The organism is Micromonospora sp. WMMD967, assembly GCF_029626165.1.
In the GTDB taxonomy this organism is placed as follows: domain Bacteria; phylum Actinomycetota; class Actinomycetes; order Mycobacteriales; family Micromonosporaceae; genus Micromonospora; species Micromonospora taraxaci.
Window position 1 is genome coordinate 5,369,012 of the sequence record NZ_JARUBK010000001.1, and the last position, 22,879, is coordinate 5,391,890.

General features: G+C 72.1%; 22 protein-coding genes. 8 read left to right on the plus strand and 14 right to left on the minus strand.

Annotation, left to right across the window (positions count from 1 at the left end; genetic code table 11):
* Positions 1-107: 107 nt before the first annotated feature.
* From O7631_RS24325 to O7631_RS24370, 10 genes are all read right to left on the minus strand, one after another.
* Complete coding sequence (locus O7631_RS24325) at positions 108-815, minus strand: dihydrofolate reductase family protein (RefSeq protein WP_278146353.1); 708 nt, start codon at positions 813-815, stop codon at positions 108-110.
* A complete protein-coding gene (gene ribA / locus O7631_RS24330; RefSeq protein WP_278146354.1) occupies positions 812-1,495 on the minus strand; it encodes a GTP cyclohydrolase II in 684 nt (227 codons plus the stop codon). Before ribA ends, O7631_RS24325 begins: the two co-directional genes overlap by 4 nt.
* A gap of 57 nt (positions 1,496-1,552) precedes the next feature.
* Positions 1,553-2,491 carry a lysylphosphatidylglycerol synthase transmembrane domain-containing protein gene (locus O7631_RS24335; RefSeq protein WP_278146355.1) on the minus strand — a complete coding sequence of 313 codons (939 nt, stop codon included), beginning with the start codon at positions 2,489-2,491 and terminating at the stop codon, positions 1,553-1,555.
* Between the two features lie 66 nt (positions 2,492-2,557).
* Positions 2,558-3,376, minus strand: a complete 819-nt coding sequence (locus O7631_RS24340) for a class I SAM-dependent methyltransferase (RefSeq protein ID WP_278146356.1) — start codon at positions 3,374-3,376, stop codon at positions 2,558-2,560.
* The gene (locus O7631_RS24345) at positions 3,373-4,452 is read right to left on the minus strand and encodes a glycosyltransferase family 4 protein (RefSeq protein ID WP_278148016.1); all 1,080 of its coding nucleotides are present in this window, start codon (positions 4,450-4,452) and stop codon (positions 3,373-3,375) included. Before O7631_RS24345 ends, O7631_RS24340 begins: the two co-directional genes overlap by 4 nt.
* Entirely contained in the window at positions 4,452-4,850 is a 399-nt protein-coding gene (locus tag O7631_RS24350; RefSeq protein WP_278146357.1) for a 6-carboxytetrahydropterin synthase, read from the minus strand. Before O7631_RS24350 ends, O7631_RS24345 begins: the two co-directional genes overlap by 1 nt.
* A gap of 2 nt (positions 4,851-4,852) precedes the next feature.
* Positions 4,853-5,836 carry an NAD(P)-binding protein gene (locus O7631_RS24355; RefSeq protein ID WP_278146358.1) on the minus strand — a complete coding sequence of 328 codons (984 nt, stop codon included), beginning with the start codon at positions 5,834-5,836 and terminating at the stop codon, positions 4,853-4,855.
* A 187-nt stretch (positions 5,837-6,023) separates the two neighbouring features.
* Positions 6,024-6,755: a hypothetical protein gene (locus tag O7631_RS24360; protein WP_278146359.1), complete on the minus strand. Its 732-nt coding sequence runs from the start codon at positions 6,753-6,755 to the stop codon at positions 6,024-6,026.
* A gap of 9 nt (positions 6,756-6,764) precedes the next feature.
* The gene (locus O7631_RS24365) at positions 6,765-7,628 is read right to left on the minus strand and encodes an alpha/beta hydrolase (protein WP_278146360.1); all 864 of its coding nucleotides are present in this window, start codon (positions 7,626-7,628) and stop codon (positions 6,765-6,767) included.
* Between the two features lie 107 nt (positions 7,629-7,735).
* Entirely contained in the window at positions 7,736-8,332 is a 597-nt protein-coding gene (locus tag O7631_RS24370; protein WP_278146361.1) for an XRE family transcriptional regulator, read from the minus strand.
* A 74-nt stretch (positions 8,333-8,406) separates the two neighbouring features.
* Here O7631_RS24370 and O7631_RS24375 point away from each other — a divergent pair, with 74 nt between their 5' ends.
* From O7631_RS24375 to O7631_RS24385, 3 genes are all read left to right on the plus strand, one after another.
* Positions 8,407-9,981 (plus strand): bifunctional NAD(P)/FAD-dependent oxidoreductase/class I SAM-dependent methyltransferase, encoded by a 1,575-nt coding sequence (locus O7631_RS24375; protein ID WP_278146362.1) that lies wholly within the window; start codon positions 8,407-8,409, stop codon positions 9,979-9,981.
* A gap of 241 nt (positions 9,982-10,222) precedes the next feature.
* Complete coding sequence (locus O7631_RS24380) at positions 10,223-11,896, plus strand: DivIVA domain-containing protein (RefSeq protein WP_278146363.1); 1,674 nt, start codon at positions 10,223-10,225, stop codon at positions 11,894-11,896.
* Between the two features lie 279 nt (positions 11,897-12,175).
* Positions 12,176-13,570, plus strand: a complete 1,395-nt coding sequence (locus tag O7631_RS24385; protein ID WP_278146364.1) for an FAD-dependent oxidoreductase — start codon at positions 12,176-12,178, stop codon at positions 13,568-13,570.
* Here O7631_RS24385 and O7631_RS24390 read toward each other — a convergent pair.
* Positions 13,527-14,357, minus strand: a complete 831-nt coding sequence (locus O7631_RS24390) for a nucleotidyltransferase domain-containing protein (protein ID WP_278146365.1) — start codon at positions 14,355-14,357, stop codon at positions 13,527-13,529. The two genes, O7631_RS24385 and O7631_RS24390, sit on opposite strands and share 44 nt — an antisense overlap.
* Positions 14,358-14,663: 306 nt before the next feature.
* Between O7631_RS24390 and O7631_RS24395 the strand changes: the two genes are divergently transcribed.
* Positions 14,664-17,069 carry a ricin-type beta-trefoil lectin domain protein gene (locus O7631_RS24395; RefSeq protein ID WP_278146366.1) on the plus strand — a complete coding sequence of 802 codons (2,406 nt, stop codon included), beginning with the start codon at positions 14,664-14,666 and terminating at the stop codon, positions 17,067-17,069.
* A 79-nt stretch (positions 17,070-17,148) separates the two neighbouring features.
* On the opposite strand, the gene O7631_RS24400 is transcribed toward O7631_RS24395, so the two are convergent.
* The gene (locus O7631_RS24400) at positions 17,149-17,535 is read right to left on the minus strand and encodes a DUF2267 domain-containing protein (protein ID WP_278146367.1); all 387 of its coding nucleotides are present in this window, start codon (positions 17,533-17,535) and stop codon (positions 17,149-17,151) included.
* A gap of 179 nt (positions 17,536-17,714) precedes the next feature.
* On the opposite strand from O7631_RS24400, the gene O7631_RS24405 reads away from it, so the two are divergent.
* From O7631_RS24405 to O7631_RS24420, 4 genes are all read left to right on the plus strand, one after another.
* Positions 17,715-18,047, plus strand: coding sequence for a nuclear transport factor 2 family protein (locus O7631_RS24405; RefSeq protein WP_145781021.1), 333 nt, complete (start codon positions 17,715-17,717; stop codon positions 18,045-18,047).
* 31 nt (positions 18,048-18,078) lie between these two features.
* Positions 18,079-18,915: an oxidoreductase gene (locus O7631_RS24410; protein ID WP_278146369.1), complete on the plus strand. Its 837-nt coding sequence runs from the start codon at positions 18,079-18,081 to the stop codon at positions 18,913-18,915.
* Positions 18,916-19,126: 211 nt separating this feature from the next.
* Positions 19,127-19,546: an ATP-binding protein gene (locus O7631_RS24415; RefSeq protein WP_278146371.1), complete on the plus strand. Its 420-nt coding sequence runs from the start codon at positions 19,127-19,129 to the stop codon at positions 19,544-19,546.
* 104 nt (positions 19,547-19,650) lie between these two features.
* Positions 19,651-20,028 (plus strand): nuclear transport factor 2 family protein, encoded by a 378-nt coding sequence (locus O7631_RS24420; RefSeq protein ID WP_278146372.1) that lies wholly within the window; start codon positions 19,651-19,653, stop codon positions 20,026-20,028.
* Positions 20,029-20,125: 97 nt separating this feature from the next.
* Here the strand turns inward: O7631_RS24420 and O7631_RS24425 are convergent, their stop codons facing one another.
* A complete protein-coding gene (locus O7631_RS24425; protein ID WP_278146373.1) occupies positions 20,126-20,596 on the minus strand; it encodes a molybdenum cofactor biosysynthesis protein in 471 nt (156 codons plus the stop codon).
* A gap of 194 nt (positions 20,597-20,790) precedes the next feature.
* Positions 20,791-22,878: a PQQ-dependent sugar dehydrogenase gene (locus O7631_RS24430; protein ID WP_278146374.1), complete on the minus strand. Its 2,088-nt coding sequence runs from the start codon at positions 22,876-22,878 to the stop codon at positions 20,791-20,793.
* Position 22,879: the final 1 nt, after the last annotated feature.

Here is a 22,879-nt window from a genome sequence, read left to right on the forward strand (position 1 = left end):
AATCGCTTTGGGCGTGATGCCGGTGTGGCATCACGATGCCGCAGCGGAATCACGCTCGCGGCGAATACCGTTCCGTCACGAGAGGCGGCGCGACCCGGCGCGAACGATCAGGCGGCGGGGCAGCGGTCGGAAAGGGCGTAACGGAGCAGGACCACGTCGCCGATCTGACGGGTCTCGGCGAGCCGGGCACGACGGCCGGGGTGCCAGGGGAAGCGACCCTCGCCGACGAACCGGGGAGCCCGCCCGTCGCCGACGAAGAACGGGGCGACCACCAGGTGCAGCTCGTCGGCGAGACCGGCGGCGAGGAACTGGGCATGGACCGTACCGCCGCCCTCCACCATCAGCCGCCGTACGCCCCGCGCGGCGAGGTCGGTCAACATCCAGTCGGGGTCGACCGGCTCCCCCGCGTCGACAACCGTGGCCAGGCGGCCGAGGCGTTCCCGGGTCTTCTCAGCCGCGCCGGTGGCGCAGTAGACGAGCCGGGTCGACTCGCCGGCGGTGAAGAAGCGCGCGGTCGGGTCGAGGTCACCCTGGGCGGTCAACGTGACCTTGGCAGGCGACTCCGGTCGACCACCCGCCACCCGTTCGGCGCGTCGGTCCGCCGAGCGCACCAGCAACCGAGGGTTGTCACGGCGGACCGTGCCGGCGCCGACCAGGATCGCGTCGCAGCTGGCCCGGACCGCGTCGACCCGGTCCAGGTCGTCGGCGTTGGAGAGCAGCAGCCGTTGGTCGGAGGCGTCGTCGATGTACCCGTCGATCGACGCGGCGCAACTGAGCAGCACGTACGGCCGCGTGGACTCCGACCGGCCGCTCATCGGGAGGCGGGCCGGTCGGAGGTGCGGGTCGTCAGCGCTTCCGCCGCCTCGGTCTCCGCCGCCTTGGCCGCCTTGGCCGCCAGATATCCGGCGTTGGCCGGGGAGAGGAACACGCTGGTGGGCACCCGTTCGGCGACGTCCACGCCCAACCGCGTCAACTGCTCGGCCTTGTCGGGGTTGCTGCTGAGCAGTCGGACCCGTGGCACTCCCAGCGTGGCCAGCATCTGCGCGGCGACCGTGTAGTCCCGCTCGTCCTCGCCGCGCCCCAGCGCCACATTGGCCTGGTAGGTGTCCAGACCGGCGTCCTGCAACGCGTACGCGTCGAGTTTGGCGTACAGGCCGATGCCCCGGCCCTCCTGCCGCAGGTAGAGCAGGAAACCGCCGGTCTCCGCGATGCGCTGCACCGCCTCGTGCAACTGCGGCCCGCAGTCGCAGCGCTCACTGCCGAACACGTCGCCGGTCAGGCACTCGCTGTGCGGGCGGACCAACGGGGGTTCTCCGCCGGCGGCGAGCCGGTCCAGCGCGCCCGCCCAGTCACCCAGGCCGAAGGCCAGGTGCTCCCGGCCGTCCACCAGCCCCTTGAACGTGAACACCCGGACGGTCGTGGCGTAGCCGTTGGGAAACGTCAGCGGCACAGTGACCTGCGTACGGATCGTGGCTACCGGCAATGCTTCGGGCATGGGACTCCTCTGTCCGGCGTCACCGACACGCGGCGACGCGTACGTCTCACCACCCACTCAACACCCGCCAGCGGAGGCGGCTTCCCGGGCGGGGGCCGGGGTCCGGGAACGCCGGGCCAGCAGCACGGCGGCTCCGGGCAGGCTGGCGACCAACACCAGTGCACCGTAGACAGTGGCTGTCGCGACACCCTCGGCCGCGCTGAGCCCGGCCGCGCCGAACACCCACGCGGCCACCCCCTCGCGGGGTCCGAAGCCGGCGACGTTCAGCGGCAGGCCCATGGCGAGCAGAGCCAGCAGTGTCAACGGCAGCAGCCGCGACAGGGGGGCGTCCGACCCGGCGGTCCGTGCCGCCACCAGGAAGGTGGCGAGGTGACCGGCGACCATGACCGCGGAGGCGATCAACACGCCGAGCCAGGTGCGCCGGGCCAGCAGGCCGGAGCGCACGTCCGCCACGGCGGTGCGCAGTGCCCGCGCCCACCGGGACGGGCCGGCGTTGGGCACGACCCGGGCCACCAGCACGGCGACCAGCCCGCCTGCGACCAGCAACGCGGCGGCGAGCGGCAGATACTGCCGCACCGGCGACGGGAAGGCCGCGAGCACCACCAGCGCGACGCCGACCAGGACCACCTGCCCGGCGGTACGTTCCCACACCACCGCGCGGATGCCCCGGCTCACGTCACCGGCGTCCCGGCCGTGGCGTACCGCCCGGTGCACGTCGCCGAGCATCCCGCCCGGCAGGGTGGCGTTGAGGAACACCGCCCGGTAGCAGTGCGCCACAGCTGTCGCCAGCGGCAGCCGTACGCCGAGGCCGCCGGCGACCAGGCTCCACCGCCAGGCCGCGCAGACAGTGGTGAGCACCCCGATGGCCAGCGCCGCGCCCAAGGCGGGCGCGTCGATCAGCCGCACCCCGGCGAGGAACGGGCCGGTGCCCACCTGCCACAACAGGACGGCGAGCAGACCCACCCCACCGACCACTCGTGCCCAGGCCCAGAACATCGGCGTCGGCCCTCCCCTTGAAGATCGTCCACTTGCCCTAGTCCACGTACCCAGGGCGTGAACGGTTCATCCACCGGCGAGGAGGTCACTGTGTTCGACCAGCACGGTGAGCTGTCCGGCCGCCGCCTCGTCCAACCGGCGACGGGCGTACGCCCGGGCCGGGCCGGCCAGCTCGGGGCGCTGCTCGCACGCCGCGCCCAGCCAACCCCGCAGCCACTCGGCGGCCAGGTCGGCCTGCTCCGGGCCGAGCCGCCACGGGCTGGGCCGTTCCCGCACGTCGACGCCGTGGCGGGTGAACGCGGCGACGGTGGCGGCCACGGCGTCCGGGCCGAGCAGTCGGCGACCGTCGACGGTACGTCGCTGGTGCTCGTTGAACGCGGCCTCGACCGCCGCGTCCAGCGGGTCGGCCGGGGTGAGCAGGACCCGTCCGGTCACCGAGACGGCGAAGAGGGTGGGCCGGCCGACACAGGCGGCCACCACCCGTTCGATCTCGTCTGCGGTGAGCATGTCCAGCAGCGCGGACGCGGTGACCAGGGAAGCATCGGCCAGGTCGGCGGCGTCGAGTCGGGTGAGATCACCGCAGCGGGTGCTCACGGTCACCGGGGCACCGTCGGCCGCGACCACCCCGGCCATGCCCTCGGCGACCCGGGCGAGCAGCTCCGCGTCCCGGTCATGCAGCACCCAGTGCTGCGGACCGGGTAGGCGGGCCGCCACCCAGCGGCTCATCGAGCCGGTGCCGCTGCCCAGGTCGTGGATCACCGTCGGGGTGGTGCCGACCAGTCGGGGGCGGACGGCGTCCAGCAGGTCCTCGGCACGCGCCGCCGCGTCCGCCGGCTCGCGCAGGCGCAGCCAGTCGGCGAACGACAGGGTCTCCTCGACGGTCATCCCGCCACCTCCTCCAGCGCGGCGGCCAGCGACGCGGTGGTCACCGGCCAGTCGGTCAGGGTGTCGCGCCGGGCCAGGGCGGCCCGCCGCAGCCGGGCACGTAGCGCGTCGTCGGTCAGCCAACTGATCAACGCCCCGGCCAGCGCGGCCGCGTCGTCGGGCGCGACCAGCAGGCCCGGCCGGTCCCCGTCGGGCGCGTACCCGAGCGCCTCCGGAAGCCCGCCGACGTCGGTGGTCAGCACCGGCAGGCCGCGGGCCAGCGCCTCCGTGACGACCATGCCGTACGTTTCACCCCTGGACGGCAGCACCAGCAGGTCGGCGTCGTCGTACGCGGCGTCCAGCGCCGCACCGGTCAGCGGGCCGACGAATCGCACCCGTTCGGTGAGGCCCGCGCCGGTGAGCCGCTCGCGCAGCCGTCGCACCAGGTCCGGTTCCCGGTCCAGGGTGCCCGCGCACACCATCGTCCAGGGCAGCCCGACCACCGTGGACAGGGCGTCGACGAGCACGTCGTACCCCTTGTGATGGGTGACCGCCGCGACGCAGAGCAACCGTTTGCCGGTGACCGAGCCCGGTGCCGCCGGCGCCGGTCGCACCCCGGGCGGCGCGGCCCGGACGCGGTCGGCGAGGGTCCGGTGGCGGGTCACGAGGTGGCGGCGGGTCCACTCGCTGGTGGTCACCACGGCCCGCGCGGTGGCCAGCGCCCGGGCCTCCGCCTCGTCGTCGAGCGGCAGGTGCACGAGGACGACCAGGCGCAGCCGGCGGGCGTGCGGGACGAGCAGGTCCGGCACCGTCGAGGCGATCAGGCCGTCGAGCAGCACCAGGGCGTCGTCGGGCAGGGCGGCGAGGACCTCGGCCAGCTTGGCCCGGTCGACCGGGTCGGGGTCCGGCCACGCGCCGGACACCGGGTGCTCGCGCACCGACCAGCCCTGCTCACCGAGCCCGGCGCAGATCCGCCGGTCGTAGGTGTTGCCACCGCTGGGAGCTGCCGGATCGTCGATGTCACCGGGCAGGACGACGTGCACCGAACGGCCGGTCGTGTCCGACCCGTCGGCGGGCGCCGCCCGCCCGGCATCGATCACAGCGACCGCTCGTAGCTGGCCCAGGCGATGTGCGACTCGTGCAGGGTGACGGTGATGCCGGTCAGGTCCCGTGCCCCCGCCCCCAGGTCGCCGGCGTGCACGCGCTCGACCAGCCGGTCCGCGATCGTGCGGGCCAGCACCTCGGTGGTGGTGTTCACCCCGGCGAAGGCCGGCTCCTCGTCCAGGTTGCGGTAGGTCAGGTCGCCCAGCACGGCTTTCAGCTGCTCGGTGGCCAGGCCGATGTCGACGACGATCCCGTCGGCGTCCAGGTCGGGCCGGCGGAACGTCGCGTCCACCACGAACGTCGCCCCGTGCAGACGTTGGGCCGGGCCGAACACGTCGCCCCGGAAACTGTGGGCGATCATGATGTGATCCCGAACGGTCACGCTGAACACTGTCACTCCCCGTCGTCGTAGGTGATGAGGTGGCAGAGCGCGGGCAGGTCGCCCGTGCTCAGTCGGGCAAGCACGTCGGGCAGCTCCGTGAACCGGGACGCCCCGGTGATCAGGGCGTCGAAGGCCGGGTCGTCGAGCAGGTCCAGGGCGAGCGCCAGCCGGTCGGCGTAGCTGCGCCGTCCCCGCCGGGCGGGCGCGACCATGCCGACCTGACTGCTGCGTACGGTCAGCCGGCCCGAGTGGAACGACCCACCCAGCGACACCTGCACCGGGCGGTCGCCGTACCAGCTCAGCTCGACCACTGTGCCCTCCGGCGCAAGCAGGTCCAGCGACCGTTGCAGGCCGGCGCCGGTGGCGCTGGCGTGCACGACGAGGTCACGGTCGCCGCGTGCGTCGGCCGGTCGGGCGAACTCGACGCCGAGCGCGCCGGCCACCCCGGCGCGACGGGCGTCGGTGTCGACCAGTTGGACGTCCACGCCCGGGTACCGGGCGAGCAGCGCGGCGACGCAGCAGCCCACCATGCCGGCGCCGATGACGGTGACCCGGTCACCGATCAGCGGCGCGGCGTCCCACAGCGCGTTGACGGCGGTCTCCACAGTGCCGGCGAGCACCGCCCGGGCGGGAGGCACGCTGTCGGGCACGGGCACCACGGCGGTGGCCGGCACGACGTACGCGCTCTGGTGCGGGTGCAGGCAGAACACCGTACGACCGAGCAGGTCGGCGGGACCCTGCTCGACCACGCCGACGCTGAGGTAGCCGTACTTCACCGGGCCGGGAAAGTCGCCGTCCTGAAAGGGCGCGCGCATCGCGGCGTACTGGTCGGGGGGCACCCGGCCGGCGAATACCAACGTTTCGGTGCCCCGGCTGACGCCGGAGTAGCGGGCTCGGACCAGCACCTCGTCCGGCCCGGGGGTGGGCAGCGTCACCGGGCGGATCTCGGCCGCGCCGGGCTCGCGCACCCAGCAGGCGTACGCCTCGCGGTTCACCGTCGCGCACCTCGTCTCCTGCTCCGGCCAGACCCGACGGTCCGGCTTCCACACCCCGGTCGGGGTCGTCGATCATAAACACGGCGCCACGGTGTGCGCGGTTCGAAGCCGTACCCAGTGATCTCTATTCCGGACAAAAAATGCATAGACCCCGCTTTTGCGTACATGGCCGCCCCGATTGCAACGGTCATCTCGTCGATGCGCTCGGGCTGTCAGGTCGGACTCCGGCAGTCGCGGCGTCGTCCCCGGCGATCGGGTAGCCGATCGCCGCGATGTCTTCCCGCAGGTCGGCGATGGTCAGCTGAGGATTCAGTGCCGTCGTCACGGCGTCGGTGAGCGGTCGATGGGCGACGATGTGCTCAACTGCCGCTCGGCCCACCGTCATCTCGTAGTAGTCGTCGGCAAACTCGACGAAACGGTCGACGATGTCGTCGAGCAGGATGTCGAGCATGCCGGCCCCGTCCGGGCCGGTGTCCTCGTACGGTCCGCTCGCTGGTGGGAAGGCGATGCCGTCGCCGGCGTGCCAGCGCTCGTCCCACGACAGCCGCCACAGCACCGCCGTCGCGATGAACTGCCCGGCCTCGTCGCAGAAGGCGGCTTCGGTCAGCTGCGGACGCAGGACGTCAGGGACACCGTCCACCAGGCCCGGCCACAACTCGTGGTCCGGACGACCGTACGGCGACATCGCCGACTCGTGGTCGAAGAGCCGGATGAATACGCCGTGGGGGGTGAACACGACGGCCCACTCGTCGCCGCTGCCATTGCTCATCAGTGCCGCCTCGCCCGTGCCCCAGGTCGAGGTGTAGGTGTAGTAGGGGTCCCCACCGTCGATGACGCGCTCGAGCACGGCCAACGCTCTGCAGCGCTGGCGCAGCCGGTCGATGTCGGGGAGTCTGGCGGCGACGTCGTAGGCGGTCACCGGGTCACCCTAGTGAGGCGGCACCGTCCCCGACTCGGGGGCGAGGACTCGGCTGAAGAACGCCAGAGTGTCGCGGACCAGCGGCTCCAGCGGCGCCCCACCGAAGCAGTGGTCAGCACCCGGCACCACCGACAACTCGACCTCGGCTCCCACCGCGGTCAGTGCCGCGGCCAACTCCTCGCTCTGCCCCACCGGTACGACCACGTCCTGGTCGCCGTGGATCAGCAGCATGGGTGGGGCCTGGTCGGTCACGTAGGTGATCGGACTGGCCGCCCGGCCCAGCTCCGGGTGCTCGGTCAACGCCGCGCCGATCAGAAGGGACTCCGGCGAGTCGGCCGCGTCGTGGTCGATGGTGCCGGACGGGTGCGCCTGCGACTGCATCGTCAGCAGGTTCGACGGCGCGTACCAGCAGACCGCCGCCTGCACGCCGTTGTCGTCCTGGTCGTTCCCCCTCAGCGCGACCATCGAGGCCAGGTGCCCACCGGCTGACTCACCCCACACCCCGATCCGCGCGCCGTCCACGCCCACCGTGCCGCCGTGTCGGCGCAGCCAGCGCACCGCCGCCGTGACGTCGTCGAGTTGGGCGGGAAAAGGCGCCTCGCCGCTCAGTCGATACTGCGCGGAGGCGACCGCGAAGCCGGCATCGATGGCGGCGGTGAACGGGTCCGCCTCCATGAGCCACTCCGGTGGCTGCTTGGGCGAGCCGAACAGCCACGCCCCGCCGTGGATCCACACCAGGACCGGGACCGGTCGGGGTGCCGCCACCGGCACGACAAGGTCCACCGTCAGCGGGCGGAAGCCCTGGACCTCGTTGACGACGATGTCACGGTGCTCGATCCGGTCGTTCCCGCCTCGGGGTGCCGTGTCGGTCATCGCGCCATCCTCGCACCAGTCCGCGGCTGCGGTTGATCGACACGAGATCGGCGAAGTCGGGGTGTCCTGGTGGCTCGGATACCCCGATGTCGGCGAACCTGCGTTGATCAAGGCCTTGCGTCGGACGTGGCGGGGCGGGCGCGGACGTGCAGCCGCTCCCCCTGCGGCCCGAACAGGATTAGGGCCTCGGCAGGGCCGGGGCCGGGGTTGAGGACGCGGTGCGGGACCCGGGTGTCGAACTCCGCCACCTCGCCCGACGTCAGGATCAGGTCGTTCTCGCCGAGCAGCAGACGCAGCCGGCCGGAGAGCACGTACAGCCACTCGTACCCCTCGTGGGTCTGCTGGCTCCGATCGCCGGTGGGGGCATCCGGCGGGAAGATCACCTTGAACGCCTGGAGACCCCCCGGTCGGCGGGTCAGCGGCAGGAACGTGATGCCGTGCCTGACCATCGGTTTGGGGCGTACCCGAGGGTCGCCGGTGTCCGGTGCGTCGACCAGTTCGTCCAGCGCCACCTGGTACGCCCGGGCCAGCGGGAGCAGCAGCTCCAGGGTGGGCCGGCGGTTACCCGATTCCAGCCGGGACAGGGTGCTCACCGAGATGCCGGTGAGGTCGGCGAGCTGGGTGAGCGTGATCCCTCGTCGGGTGCGCAGGGCGCGCAGCCGGGGACCGACCCCGGCCAGCGCGACGGCGTCGTCTTTTGCCATACCGGCAAGGATAGTTGCCACCGGGCGGGCTGCGACGGATGGTGGTCCCAGACGACAAGCAAGAGGAGAGACCAGTGGACGAGACATACGACGTGGTGGTGGTGGGCGGCGGCGCCGCGGGGCTCAGCGGAGCCCTGGCGCTGAGCCGGGCCCGACGGTCGGTGCTGGTGGTCGACTCCGGGGAACCACGCAACGCGCCCGCCGACCGGATCCACAACTACCTGGGCCGGGAGGGGACGCCGCCGGGCGAGTTGCTCGCGACCGGTCGGGCCGAGGTGGCCGGATACGGCGGGCAGTTCCGCACCGGGCGGGTGGAGGCCGCGACCCGGGACGACGACGGGTTCCGGCTGAGCCTCGACGGCGGGGATTCGGTGCGGGCCCGGCGGCTACTGGTGACCACCGGCCTGACCGACGAACTGCCCGACGTGCCGGGCCTGGCGCAGCGGTGGGGGCGCGACGTGCTGCACTGCCCGTACTGCCACGGCTGGGAGGTCCGGGACCAGCGCATCGGCGTCCTGGCGACCGGGCCGTTGGCCGTGCACCAGGCGGAGATGTGGCGACAGTGGAGCCCTAACGTGCTGCTCCTGCTACACGGCTCCCCCGCACCGGACGCGGAGGTCGCCGAGCGGCTCGCCGCCCGGGGCATCGCGGTGGTGCCGGGTCCGGTCGCCGAGGTCGAGGTGACCGACGACGCGTTGAGCGGTGTGCGGCTCGCTGACGGCCGGGTGGTGGCGCTCGACGCGGTCGTGGTGGCGACGCGGCTGACCCCTCGCGCCGGGCTGCTCGTGGGGCTGGGTCTGGCCCCGGAGGAGGTGATGATGGGTGAGCACGTGATCGGTGCCCAGATTCCGGCCGACACCACCGGCGCGACGACCGTTGCGGGTGTCTGGGTGGCCGGCAACGTGGCCGATCTCCGCGCTCAGGTGATCACGTCAGCGGGGGCCGGCCTGAACGCGGCGGCGGCGATCAACGCCGACCTGATCGCCGAGGACACCCGCGTCGCGGTCGCCGAGTACCGGCAGGTGGTGGCCACCGCGTTCGAGGAGCCGGCGTGGGAGGAGCGTTACCAGTCCCGACCGGCGGTGTGGAGTGGCCGGCCGAACCCGCAACTGGTCGCCGAGGTCGCCGACCTGGCCCCGGGGCGCGCGCTGGACGTGGGCAGCGGGGAGGGCGCCGACGCGGTGTGGCTGGCGGAGCGCGGCTGGCGGGTCACGGCCGTGGACATCTCCGCCACCGCGCTGACCCGGGCCGCCGCCAACGCCGAGACCGTCGGCGTCGGCGACCGGATCGAGTTCACGCACGCCGACCTGCGCGACAAGCCGCCCGCCGAGGAGGCGTACGACCTGGTGTCCGCGCAGTTCATGCACCTGCCGCCGGAGCAGCGGCGGGAGTTGTTCGCCCGGTTGGCCGCGGCGGTGGCTCCCGGCGGCGTACTGCTGATCGTCGGGCACCACCCGTCGGACCTGTGGACGACGGCTCGTCGGATGCACATGCCGGACATGATGTACACCGCGGAGGACGTGGCCGCCGGCCTGGACCCGTCGCACTGGGAGGTGCTCACGGCCGAGGCCCGTCCCCGTCCGGCCACCGACCCGGACGGCAACGACGTGACCATCCACGACGCGGTCCTCCTGGCGCGCCGCCGATAGCCGGCGACCTGCGTCGATCATGGAGTGGTAGGGGATGACAAAGGTGGTGAGTCCACAGCTTTCCGGCACCACACGTCCATGATCGGCGCGGGAGCGGGCGGGGCGCGGGGCGACAACGTGAGACGTGGTGGGGCGGGACTTCGCATCAGCTCGGCTCGGCGGTAGCGTTGCGCCACACTGACGGCCCGCGGGGCAGGCGACCGCCGACCCTCACGCCCCCGAATCGTACGGAGGATGGTGCATGTCCATCGGCGCCGAGTCGCGCGCAGGACGCGACGATGCGGCCTCACGGCCGGACTTCGATGTCACCCTGCGCGGCTACGACAAACGCCAGGTGGACCGGCACCTGGAGCAGCTCGACGGCCAGATCGCGATGCTCAGTGGGGAGCACGGGCGCTCCGCCGTCCGCGTCCGCGAGTTGACCGCCGAGGTGGAGCGCCTACGGACCGAACTAGCCGACCTTCAGGAGAAACCGGTGCAGGTGGACCGCGCGACGATCCACGACCTGGGCCCGATGGTCGCCGAGATCATGGCTCTCGCCGACAAGCAGGCCACCATGATCACCGAGTCGGCCACCGACCGCGCGAACGAGCTGCGCAGCGAGGCGGAGCAGATCCTCGCCGACACCAGGGAACGCGCGGCGCAGGCACGTCAGGATCTGGCCGAGGAGTTGGCGACCCGGCGGGCCGAGCAGGAGCAGGCGCACGAGGAGCGGCGCACGCTGGCCGAGGCCGAGTTGACAGCGATCCGCGAGCACGCGGAGCAGTTGCGCGCCGACGGTGAGGCGGCGCACGAGCGCGCCCAGCACGAGGCGAAGCGGATCACCGAGCAGAGCGCCCAGCAGCTCAACCAGACCCGGGTCGCCGCCGACGCGCTGATGAAGTCGGCCCGCACCCAGATCCAGCAGGAACTCCAGTCGGCCCGGGCGAAGAACCAGCAGGAGATGGCCCAGTGGCAGGCCAGCGTGGAGCGGGAGGTCAACGAACGGCGGACCGCCGCCGAACGGGACATCGCCGAGCAGCAGGCCGCCGCCGAACGGGAACTCGCCGAGCAGAGCAGCGCGACCGAGCAGCAGATCGCCGCGCTGCTGGCCGAGGCGCAGCAGCACGTGACCGAGCTGCGTAATCGCGCCGACGAGCAGGCCGCCGTCCACCAGGAGCAGCTCACCGCCCTTCAACAGGAGATCGCGGAGCGCCAGCAGGAGTCCACTGAGCTGAACGCCGAGTTGGACACCGCCCGGCAGCAGCTCGCCGAGATCCGCCGGGAGGGCGAGACGCTGGAGGACGAGCTGTCGCGGATGCAGCAGCGCCTCAGCGAGGTTCGCCGGGACCTCACCGCCGAGAGCACCCGGTTGGAGGAGGCCCGGCGGGCCGGGGACTCCGCCGAGCGACACGCCAAGGAGGTTCGCGCCCGGGTGCAACGGGAGGCGAAGCGGGTGGCCGACCTCGCCGCCGCCGCGGTCATGGCTGCGGCTGCCGGCGGGACGGAAACCGCCGAGTATCCGATGGTGGGCTCCCGTTCCGGCACCGACCGACCCGCTGCCGAGCGGGCGGGGGTCGAGCGGCTCACCGTCGAGCGCAACGGCGTGCCGCCGGTCGTCGCGGAGCGGCCCACCAACCAGGACGCGGGCACCGACACGGCTCCGGCCGACCGGTCCCACGACCAGGCATCGGCGTACTCCCCCGATCACTCTTCCGATGAGGTCACGGCCGAACCCGAGCCCGTCGAGCGGACCAGCGGCGAACCTGTCGATGCGTCAGAGCCGACGGACGAACCGGCCGCGGACCGTCCGGCGACCCAGGAGGTACGCCCCGAGCCGACCTTCCCCCGGCACATCGGCACGGACGCGCCGACGCCCGTACCGTTCCTCGCCTTCGGGCAGCCGGTCAGCGAGAACGGCGCCGCCCGCCACTGACCTTCGCGGCGGTGGGACCGGGCCCCGGTGACCAGCAGTGATCAAGTGATGAAAAGTAGCTCGGAAAGGGCCGGAAGACCTTCTTTTCATCACTTGATCAAGGCAGGGGGCGGATTCTGCGCGGAACCGGGTCGCCGAGATCTGCCGACCTGACAGGCTTGGCAGGCCGTCCCGCAGCACGACGGCGACCCGCCCGGACCACACGCCACCGGTGGGCCACCCGCCCCGGCCATGCGCCACCGGGTCGCCCGCAGCGCCGCCCGCCGAGAGGAGCAGTCGGTGACCGACCGACCGGAGGAGTTCGACCTGCTCGTCGTGGGCGGCGGTAAGGCCGGCAAGACGTTGAGCATGGACGTCGCCCGCTCCGGGCAACGGGTCGCGATGGTCGAACGCGGCATGATCGGCGGCAGCTGCATCAACGTCGCGTGCATCCCGACGAAGGCACTGGTGACCAGCGCCCGGGCGGCCCACCACCTGCGCGACGCGGGCGCGCTCGGCCTGGTGGTGCAGGGCGGCCAGGTCGACGTGGATCTGCTGCGGGCGCACAAGCAGGACGTGGTCGAGGGGATGGTGGCCGCCAACCGGCAGCAGTTCCTCGACTCCGGCCTGCACCTGGTGATCGGCGAGGCCCGGTTCGTCGGGCCCCGGACGGTGCGGGTGTCGCTCGCCGACGGTGGCGAGCGGCTGTTGCGCGGCGCGGACGTGGTGATCAACACGGGTACGCGTCCGCACCTGCCCTCGGTGCCCGGGATGGCCGAGGCGGGGGTGCTGACCAGCGACGCCCTGCTGCGCCTGGATCGGCTCCCGGCCCGGCTGGTGGTGCTCGGCGGTGGCACCGTCGGGGTGGAGTTCGCGCAGATGTTCGCGTCGTTCGGCAGCGCCGTGACGCTGGTCGAGGGCGGGCCGCGGCTGCTCACCCGCGAGGATCCCGACGTCAGTGACGCGGTGATGCGGGTCTTCGTCGACGACGGCATCGACGTACGGGTGGGTGTCGCGGTGGCGCGGGTCGACCGGGACGTCGACGGCGCGATCCGGGTGACGCTCGATGACGGCAGCCTGGTGACCGGGGACGACGTGCTGGTGGCCGCCGGCCGGGAGCCGGTCACCGACTCCCTCGACCTGGACGTGGCCGGCGTACGCCTCAACGAGCGGGGCTTCGTGGAGGTCGACGAGCACCTTCGCACCACCGCCGAGCACACCTGGGCGGCCGGGGACGTCGCCGGCAGCCCGCAGTTCACCCACGTCTCATTGGACGACTACCGGATCATCCGGGCGAACCTCGCGGGTGGACAGCGCAGCACCGCCCACCGGCTCGTCCCGTACACCGTCTTCACCACCCCGGAGCTGGCCCGGGTCGGGCTCACCGAGACCGAGGCGCGGCGCGCCGGGTACGACGTCGAGGTGGCCCGCCTACCGGTCGCCGCGATCCCCCGGGCACGCACCCTGCGTCAGACCCAGGGCATGTGGAAGGCGGTCATCGACGCCGGCAGCGACCGGATCCTCGGCGCGGCGTTGCTCGGCCCCGAGGCCGGCGAGGTGATCACGTCGGTGCAGTTGGCCATGCTCGCCGGGATGCCGTGGACCGCTCTGCGCGACGCGGTCATCACCCATCCGACGATGACCGAGGGTCTCAACCTGCTCTTCGCCTCGTTGCAGTCCCGCCCGGTCCGCTGACCACCGGCTCGACGGCGGCCGGTCCGGCGATCTCGTCGCGTACCCGTTGCTGGAAGGCGCGTGCCTGCGCGCCGGTCGGTGGCGGCCCGCCGTGTCGTGCGGCGATCGCCCGGTGGATCACCTCGGCCCGGTCACCGGCGTCGACCAGCCGCTGACCGGCCGCTACCTTGGCGAGCCAGACGCCGTCGCGGTGCCGTACCAGCGATCGGCAGGCACCGAGCACCGCGTCCTCGGTGCCGGGCGCGGGCTGGTCCTCCGGTGGTGTCGGCAGGGCGAGCCACCAGGACAGCGCTTCGACGAGCAGCCGACGCAGGTCGGCCGCCGTGAGGTCGGCGAAGACCTCCCCGGCCGGCGGGCCGAGCAGCGGCAGCCCGCTCTGGTGCAGGATGCTGCGGTCCAGCCCGTACCAGAAGCGTCCGTCGGCGGCCGGCCGGTCGGCCGGGTCGACTGTGCACCGGAACGGCATGGCGGCACCCGTGTTCAGTTCGACCTCGAAGCCGGGCTCCGGTGTCCCGGACGCGGCCACCGCCCGGTCGTAGACCACCAGCTCCAGTCCTCGTGCCGGACAGGGCAGGGCCTCGTGTCGCAGCCGCGCCACCACCTCCCGTCTGGCTTCCCGGGTGAGCGGCCCGGCACTGACCAGCGCCACGTCCACGTCGCTGCGGCCGGGTTGGTAGGCGCCGAGCCCTACCGAGCCGGCCGCGTACGCGCCGAGCAGGTCGGCCCCGAGCACGTCCCGGGCGGCGGCGACCAGGTCGTCGAGGTAGCGCTGAAGGTCGGAGTCCACGCGCCCATCCTGGCGCGCTGACGGCAGCGGCCCGACGCCGGGTCCAGCCCACGATGCAGGCATCAGATGCGGGCATTCCGTGTCAACCACCACGAACTTTCGCACAGGCATCAGCAACTTTAGATGAATTGAGGCGAAGACATGGACAGCTCGATCGAAACACCTTAATGTCTCGACCCATCCACCCGGTGTTTCCGCAACGTCACTCGTCGGCGTCGAGGGCGTTACGGCGCCGGGCCCGACGGCCTCTCCTCACCGCTGATCCTCGCCCGGCCGCCGGACACTCCACCGCCTCCTGGAGGAACGATGGGCACACCCCTGCTACGCCGACTCCGCCCACCCGTCCTGGGTACGCTCGCACTCGTCCTCACCGCCAGCGCCTGGGCCACTCCGGCCGCCGCCGCCCCCGCACAGGAACCGGGCGTCACGCTTCGCGTCTTCGACGTGCAGGTGCCGCTCTCCGAGATCTGCACCCTCAAGCCGGCGCAGACCCCCAACGTGGACAAGCTGATGTCCACGATCAACTGGACCTCGGCCGCCGACTTCGGCTTCGAGGACAACTTCGTCTCGCAGGTGCTCGGCAACATCACCACCACCCAGGCCGGCAGCTACACGTTCCGGCTCAGCAGCGACGACGGTTCCAAACTGTCCATCGACAACAGCGTGGTGATCAACCACGACGGGTTGCACGGCGCGACCCCGCCCAAGGAGGGCACCGTCACCCTCACCGCCGGGATGCACGCGCTGCGCATCGACCACTTCGAGCGAGGAGGTGGGCAGCAGATCACCCTGGAGTGGAAGACGCCCGGCTCGTCGTCCTTCGTGGTCGTACCGAACTCGGCGCTGAGCACCGACGCCGGCGTGGTGCGGGTGACCGCGCCGGGCCGCAAGGAGTGCGAGGGCATCGCCGACACTCCCGGCGACGGCCTGCCGCTGACCGGGGTGCACCCCGGGTACACGCTGACCAACCTGCGGCCCAGCGGGTTCCAGCCGAAGGTCACCGGGATGGACTGGCTGGCCGACGGCCGACTGGTCGTCTCCACCTGGGGCGGCAGCGACCAGTCCGGCACCTCCCAGGACGGTGAGGTCTGGATCCTCGGCAACACCGGCGGCGCGACCACTCCGGGCGCGGTGACCACCAAGAAGATCGCCGGTGGGCTGAAGGAGCCGATGGGGCTGAAGGTCGTCGACGGGGTGGTCTACGTCTCGGAGAAGCAGCGGCTCACCCGGCTGGTGAACACCGGCGGCGACGAGGTGGCCGAACGCCTGGAGACGGTCGCCACCTGGCCGTACGGGGGCAACTTCCACGAGTTCGCCTTCGGCCTGCTCTACGCCGACGGGTTCTTCTACCTGAACCTCTCGGTGTCGATCAACTCCGGCGGCGCCACCACCAACCCGCAGCCCGCCACCAACCGGGGCACCACCCTCAAGGTCAACAAGGACACCGGCGCGATCAGCTACGTCGCCGGCGGTCTGCGTACCCCGCACGGCATCGGCTGGGGCCCCGAGGGCGGCATCTTCGTCACCGACAACCAGGGCGGTTGGCTGCCCTCGTCGAAGCTCGTGCACATCAAGCAGGGCCGATTCTTCAACCACTACACGAACCCGGCCGGCCCGTTCGACAACGCCCTGGTCACCCCGCCGGTGCTGTGGATGCCGCAGAACGAGATCGCGAACTCCCCCAGCACCCCGCTGTACCTCACCAGCGGCCGCTACGCCGGCCAGTTCGTCATCGGCGACGTGACGTACGGCGGCCTCCAGCGCGCCAACGTGGAGAAGGTCAACGGCGAGTACCAGGGCGCCCTGTTCCGGCTCACCCAGGGCCTGGAGGCGGGCGTCTCCGAGGTCAACATCGGCCCGGACGGCGCGATCTACGTCGGTGGGCTCGGCGCGGGCGGCAACTGGGGCCAGACCGGCAAGCTGGCGTACGGCCTGCAGAAACTCACCCCGAACAGCACCACGACGTTCGAGATGCTCGCCATGCGAGCCACCACCGCCGGCTTCGAGGTGGAGTACACCCAGCCCGTCTCGGCGGCGACCGCCGCCGAACTGGCGTCGCACTACAAGATCAAGCAATGGCGGTACGTGGCGACGTCGGCCTACGGCGGGCCGAAGGTCGACGAGGAGACGTTGACAGTCACCTCGGCCACCCTGTCGGCGGACGGGAAGAAGGTCAGCCTCGTCGTGGCGGGTCGTAAGGCCGGTCGGGTGGTGCACCTGCGCTCGCCCCGTCCGTTCACCTCCACCAGCGACCAGTCACTGTGGAGCACCGAGGCGTGGTACACGCTCAACTCCATCCCGGGCAGCCCGCCACCGCCCACCGGCGGCACCATCACCGGCGTCGGCGGCAAGTGTCTGGACGTCGACAACTCCGGTACCGCCGACGGCACGAAGATCCAGCTCTGGACCTGCAACGGCACCGCGGCCCAGTCCTGGACGCGGGTCGGCGACACGTACCGGGTGCTGGGCAAGTGCCTGGACGTGGACAACGCCGGTACCGCGAACGGCACGAAGATCCAGCTCTGGACCTGCAACGGCACCGGCGCGCAGGTCTGGCAGCCGCAGAGCGACGGGTCGATCCGCAACCCGCAGTCCGGCAAGATCATGGAGGCCGCCGGCGGTAGCAGCGCCGACCGCACCCAGATCCAGCTCGGCACGTACGCGGGCGGCGCCCACCAGAAGTGGGTGGTCAGTAGCGGGGTAACCGGCTGACCTCGGACGAAGGGGCGTGGTCTGACCGGCGGGTCAGGCCACGCCCCGCCCGTCCGCGGCGGCGAAGATCCCCGCTCAGTCAGGGGCCGTGCGGCAGCGGCTGCGCCAGTGCCCGCAGGTCCGCCGGGAGCTGGGCCAGCGCGTCCTCGAACTCGCGGTGGCCGACCACCCGGTGCATTGTCTGGAGCACCGCCCGGGTGCCCCGCTCGGCGGTCGGACGGTCGATTCCGGCCCGGTCGGCGACCCGGCGCAGGAACTCGTCGAAGCCGAACGCCTCCGGTGGCTCGGCGGCCTTGACCAGCAGCGGGCTCAGCTCGTCGGCCAGGTGCGGGGCCAACGCGCCCGCCTCACCGCCGCTGAGCCGCTCGGTGAGGGTCCGCAGAACGGCCTCGGTCAGTGGACGCGCCTGCTCCGGCGGAACCCCCGCCCGTGCCGCGACCTTGTCGACGAACCCCAGCTCGGCCATTCCCCCGCCCTTCGTCCCGGAGACGCGTGGCTACCCGGGCCCCCCTTCGGCAAACCCCGGCAGCCGCAGCGGGATGGTTCTGGTTGTTGCTCCGCGCGGCACCGTTCACGTCTCGTACGGTGAGGTCGGACGGGGAACCCGACGGCTGCCGACGGCGGCCCGTGCCGCAGGAGGAGCAGATGGCCGTCGACCTACCCGACGTGATCGACAGGTACTTCCGGGCCGTCAACGACCGGGACCTGGACGCCTTCGTCGCCTGCTTCGCGGACACCGCGAGTGTCGCCGACGAGGACCGGCTGTACGACGGGCGGGCCTCGATCCGCGCGTGGCGGCAGAAGACGATGGACGCCTACTCGTACACCGCCGAGCCGGTCCGGGTGACATCGCAGGCGGGTGACTCCTACCTGGCTCTCACCCGGGTCTCCGGCGACTTCCCCGGCAGCCCGATCGAGCTGCGGTACCGGTTCACACTGCGCGACGGCCTGATCGGCGCCCTGGACATCCGTCCGTAGCCGCTGGAGATCGCCCGAGGGGAGAAGCGACGTGCCGCGAGTATGGCTCATCACCGGTTGCACCCGAGGTCTCGGCCGGGCCCTCGCCGAGGCCGTGCTGGCCGACGGCGACCAACTGGTAGCCACCGCACGGAACCCCAGCCAGCTGAATGCCCTCAGCGACCAGTACGGCGACCAGGTCCAGCCGATAGCTCTCGACGTCACCGACCCGGCCGCCGCCCGCGACGCGGTCCGCACCGCAGTGGACGGGTTCGGGCGCCTGGACGTCCTGGTGAACAACGCCGGGTACGCCGACGTCGCCGCGATCGAGGACATCTCGGAGGAGGACTTCCGCGCGCAGATCGACGCGAACTTCTACGGGGTGGTCAACCTGTCCCGCGCCGCGCTGCCGACGATGCGGGAGCAGGGGCGCGGGCACATCGTGCAGATCTCCAGCGTCGGCAGCCGGGTCCCCAGCATCGGGCTGGGGGCGTACCAGGCCGCCAAGTGGGCGGTCAGCGGCTTCTCCGGAGTGCTCGCCAGGGAGGTCGCGGCGTTCGGAATCCGGATCACCAGCGTCGAGCCGGGCGGGTTGCGCACCGACTGGGCCGGCTCGTCGATGAGTGAGCTGCCGATCAGCGAACCGTACCGCCCGGTCATCGACCCGGCCGTGCAGCGGCTGCGTCAGGGCAGCGGCAACCAGCCGGGCGACCCGGCACGTGCCGCCCAGGCGATCATCCGGATCACCACTGTCGACGACCCGCCCCTGCGGTTGCTGCTCGGCACCGACGCGGTGGCGGCCGCCTCGGCCGCCGCCGAGGCCCTCGCGGCGTCCGACGCGCGGTGGCGGGAGCTGAGCGAGTCCGTCGCCTTCGACGCGGCCCCCTGAGTACCGGACCGACATGGTTCGGGCCGGCCCGCAGGTGATCGGCCGCCGAACGGACGAACGGGCGCGGCGTCGCGGATGACATGATGTGGCGACAACGGCTCCGGCACGAGAAGGGTTGCTGCTGTCCGATGGCGCACTTCGGGGCTCGCACGTCCACGGCGACCGGCCCGATCGTGGTGGCGCTGACCGGCGACCCGCGACCGGAGGGCCGATGCCGGCCGAACGACGGGACACCGTGATCGAGCAGAGCGCCCCCGCCCAGTTCGCGGACACCATGACGTACCAGGTGGCGACCGACGTGCGGGCTCTACGCGCGTTCGTCAGCGCCGCCGCGCTGGCTCGCGGGCTGCCGCCGGACCGGGTGGAGGTGTTGACGCTGGCGGTCAGCGAGCTGGCCTCCAACACGTTGCAGCACACCACCGGCGGCGGCCGGGTCCTGCTCTGGGCCGAGTCGGGCCACCTGTTCTGCGACGTCGTCGACCAGGGCCCGACGCGGACGTTCGGCCGCAACATGCCGGCCACCGACGCGGTACGAGGGCGTGGGCTGGCGATCGTGGAGCAGATCTGCGACGAGGTCGCCGTGCTCACCAGCGCCGGGGAGACCGTCGTACGGATTCGCCTGGCCCTGTGAACGCCGGCGGCGATCCACGCCCTCCTTCGCGAGGGGAGCTGCCACAATGCGGACAGACCGGCCCGACGGTGGAACCGGGTCGGCCCGACCGGGAGGACGCCACGATGCCGGACAGCGCACGCGAGGCAGAGCTGCTCGACGCCGAGCGCACCCTGCAGGCCGCCCAGCGGACCGGCGACGCCGACGCCCTCGACCAGTTGCTTGTCGACCAGCTGATCTGCGTCGGCCCGGACGGCCGCACGTACACCAAGCAGGATGACCTAACGGCACACCGGGAGCGCCGCTCGGTGGTGCGGGAGCTGGTCGAGGAGGAACTGGACCTTCTCGTCGTCGGGTCGACCGGGGTGACGTTCTTCCTGGGTCGGGTGGCCGGGACGGTCGACGGTGCGCCGTTCGCGGCTCGCCTGCGCTACACCCGCACCTGGATCCACGACGACCCGCACGGCTGGCGGGTCCTCGCCGCGCACATCAGCCCGGTCTGACGTCGGTCCCCACCAGCGGGCGTGCGTTCACCGCCCCGATCGGCGGTGTCCGCGGCACACCATGCCTGTCGCGGACCGCTGTCGTCGAATCCTTTCCTCAGGTGACGACGGCCTCGATCGGCCCGACGCGCAGGGTGCCGTCGTTGAGTGGGGTGCAGCGGATGCCGCCGGTGGTGCGCAGTGCCTTCCACGTGCCCGGTCCGACGGTGACGTCCATCCAGGCGCAGGGCCGGGCCGCCCGGTTGACCCGCAGGCTGACCGGGCCGTCTCCGGAGTCCAGCACCAGCACCCTGCCGATCAGCTCGTCCACGGCTATCCCGGTGGTGAGGATGTTGCGGCGGACCTCGGCCAGGCCGATGCCGGCCGGCAGCGACTCCTGAGCGATGACCGTGACGCTGGCGTCGCGGTGCGCCTGCTGGCCGAAGTACCGGTCGCCGACGATTCCGAGGCCGGCCCGGATCCGCACCTCGTTGACCAGCTCACCGGGCGGTGCCGGCGCCGGGCCGTCGGAGGGCCGGCCCAGGAAGCGGTGGACGGGCGAGGCCAGCAACTCGACGATCTCCGGCATGGCAGGAATTGTACGAAGCGGACCGGGTCCCCCGGGGCAGGTCGACGGACGACCGGGGCGTCTGACACGGCGGGCGGTGACCGTCGGTCACCTCAGCGGGGGCGGGTGCGGTAGCGAGCGGTATACCGCAGAGTCATATTCATACCTCTGCGGTATACCGCTCGACAGCACATCGACCCCGACCGCTACTGCGTTCAGGCTGGTGTGCCGGTGACGGTGAGGTTGCGCAGCCGACCCACGTTGTCGAACGAGCCGAAGCCCACTCGCCCGGAGCCGAAGGTGGTGTCCTTCGCGGTCAGCAGCGGGTCCCTGTGCCCGTCGACGTAGACGGCGATCTCACCGGTGGACGGCAGGTGCACCACCCGTACGCGGTGCCAGTCGGCATCGGTGATCGCCGGGTTGGCGCCCCGCGACCGACCGTTCCACTGGTGGTCGATGCGCTCCCGGTCGGCGTTGTTGACCTTGAAGATGCCGTTGTGCGGGTAGATGGTGTTGTCGGTGGAGAGGTGGGCGTAGTAGAACTCGGTGTCCGAGCGCCAACCGAAGACGACGATCACGTCGCGGTTGGTGACCTCCACCGGTGTGTCGAGGCGTACCCGGGCGTCGACCTGCACCGACGACCACGCCGGGCCGGCGGTCAGCACGGCGTACTCGAACGGCCGGCGCGGGCCCGGCCGGCTCTCCCCGGCCTCGGCCAGGATCACCTGGTCGTGTGTGAACTGCCACTTCGACGGGGTCACCGGGGCCCAGTTGGAGGCACCGGCGGTGCGGCGGACCGTGGTGTCGCCGACGTCGCCGCTGGCGAACTCCCGAGTGCCGGTCACCTTCCAGATCTTCCCGTTGGCCTTGGCTACCAGGTAGAGCTCACCGGCGGCGTCGGTGCCGAAGCGCAGGTCCACCCGGTTGGGGTCGCCGGGCGCGCCCGGCCCGGAGAGGTCCCGCATCCGGACCGCGTTGCCGGCGGCGTCGAAGAGCGCGAGTTGGTGGATCGGGGCCAGGCCGCGGCCGCGCCGCATCTCGTTCGCCTCGGTGTAGAGCACCCGACCGTCGACCAGGTCACCGAAGACGTACTTGCCGCGCAGCGCGGGCAGCGTCCGTCCCCGGTAGACGAAGCCGCCGGCCACCGCGACACCCACGTCGTCGGTGCAGTTCCAGCCCGGGGCGGGGTCGTGGTCGTACGCGGCGACGGGGTACGTGTAGCCGTATCTGTCGTCGTCGGCGGGCAACGGCAGCAGTCGGTCGCAGGGGCTCGTGGCCGACTTGTCGAAGACGAAGGAGCCCTCGCGCTCGCTCCAGCCGAAGTTGTCGCCGGCGCGGACCTCGTAGATCGCTTCGACGGCGTGCTCGCCGATGTGTCCGAGGTACATGCGGCCGGTGGCCCGATCCCAGCTGAACCGGTGCGGGTCGCGCAAGCCCACTGCGTAGATCTCGCCGAGGGCCCCGGCCGTGCCGACGAACGGGTTCCGGGGTGGGATGCCGTAGCGCCCGTTGGCCGCGTTGGTGCCCCGGGGGTCGATCCGCAGCAGTTTGCCGTGCGGGAGGGCCAGGTTCTGCGGGTCGGTGTTGCGGGCGCCCTGACCGCCGTCGCCGACGGCGAGGTAGAGCAGGCCGTAGTCGCGGTCGTGGCGCTTGGCCGTGGGGTTGAAGTTGATCTCCTGGATGCCGTGCACCTGGCCGCCGAAGCCGATGCGCAGCACCTCACGGTGGGTGCCGGCGAAGGCCGGAGCGGCCGGATCGGTAGCCGTCCACTCGGTGATGACGCCGTGGAAGAGCGTGTTGGGCTGCGCGAAGTCCGGTGTGGCGGTCGTCGTCGAGGCCAATTCGGTGTGGATGGTGTAGAACCGGCCGTTGACGCCGAACTCCGGGTGGAACGCCACGTACCCGAAGCCCTGGCCCAGACCCCGACCGGAGAAGAACTGCGGCGCGAACGTCGCGGCCACGTCCAGGTAGACGTGCGGCACACCGTTCTCGACCAGGTAGAGGTTGCCGTTGAGGTCGGGCACCGCCCGCCGGCCCGAGCCGTCGGGCAGCTCCATGACCGTGTTGATCCGGGCGGTCCGCAGGAGCCGCGGGTCGGTCGGGGCGGGAGTGGGGTACGACTGCGGAAGGCTGGCGTACTCGCTGAGGACCAGCCCGATCCGGGACTGGATCGGCATCTCGGGGATCGGGTCGTCGACGGCGTCGGCGGCGCGGGCGGGTGGCGCGAGCAGAGTGGACAGGACCAGCGCGAGTGCGGTGAGGCCGGCGGTCAGCCCGGATCGACGGCGGTGGGTGATGAGCACG

Coding starts and splice junctions, on each gene's coding strand:
- O7631_RS24325 (WP_278146353.1), bottom strand. CDS start 815: ATGAGCGGCCGGTCGGAGTCCACGCGGCCGTACGTGCTGCTCAGTTGC.
- ribA (WP_278146354.1), bottom strand. CDS start 1,495: ATGCCCGAAGCATTGCCGGTAGCCACGATCCGTACGCAGGTCACTGTG.
- O7631_RS24335 (WP_278146355.1), bottom strand. CDS start 2,491: ATGTTCTGGGCCTGGGCACGAGTGGTCGGTGGGGTGGGTCTGCTCGCC.
- O7631_RS24340 (WP_278146356.1), bottom strand. CDS start 3,376: ATGACCGTCGAGGAGACCCTGTCGTTCGCCGACTGGCTGCGCCTGCGC.
- O7631_RS24365 (WP_278146360.1), bottom strand. CDS start 7,628: ATGACCGACACGGCACCCCGAGGCGGGAACGACCGGATCGAGCACCGT.
- O7631_RS24370 (WP_278146361.1), bottom strand. CDS start 8,332: ATGGCAAAAGACGACGCCGTCGCGCTGGCCGGGGTCGGTCCCCGGCTG.
- O7631_RS24380 (WP_278146363.1), top strand. CDS start 10,223: ATGTCCATCGGCGCCGAGTCGCGCGCAGGACGCGACGATGCGGCCTCA.
- O7631_RS24395 (WP_278146366.1), top strand. CDS start 14,664: ATGGGCACACCCCTGCTACGCCGACTCCGCCCACCCGTCCTGGGTACG.
- O7631_RS24400 (WP_278146367.1), bottom strand. CDS start 17,535: ATGGCCGAGCTGGGGTTCGTCGACAAGGTCGCGGCACGGGCGGGGGTT.
- O7631_RS24405 (WP_145781021.1), top strand. CDS start 17,715: ATGGCCGTCGACCTACCCGACGTGATCGACAGGTACTTCCGGGCCGTC.
- O7631_RS24415 (WP_278146371.1), top strand. CDS start 19,127: ATGCCGGCCGAACGACGGGACACCGTGATCGAGCAGAGCGCCCCCGCC.
- O7631_RS24420 (WP_278146372.1), top strand. CDS start 19,651: ATGCCGGACAGCGCACGCGAGGCAGAGCTGCTCGACGCCGAGCGCACC.
- O7631_RS24425 (WP_278146373.1), bottom strand. CDS start 20,596: ATGCCGGAGATCGTCGAGTTGCTGGCCTCGCCCGTCCACCGCTTCCTG.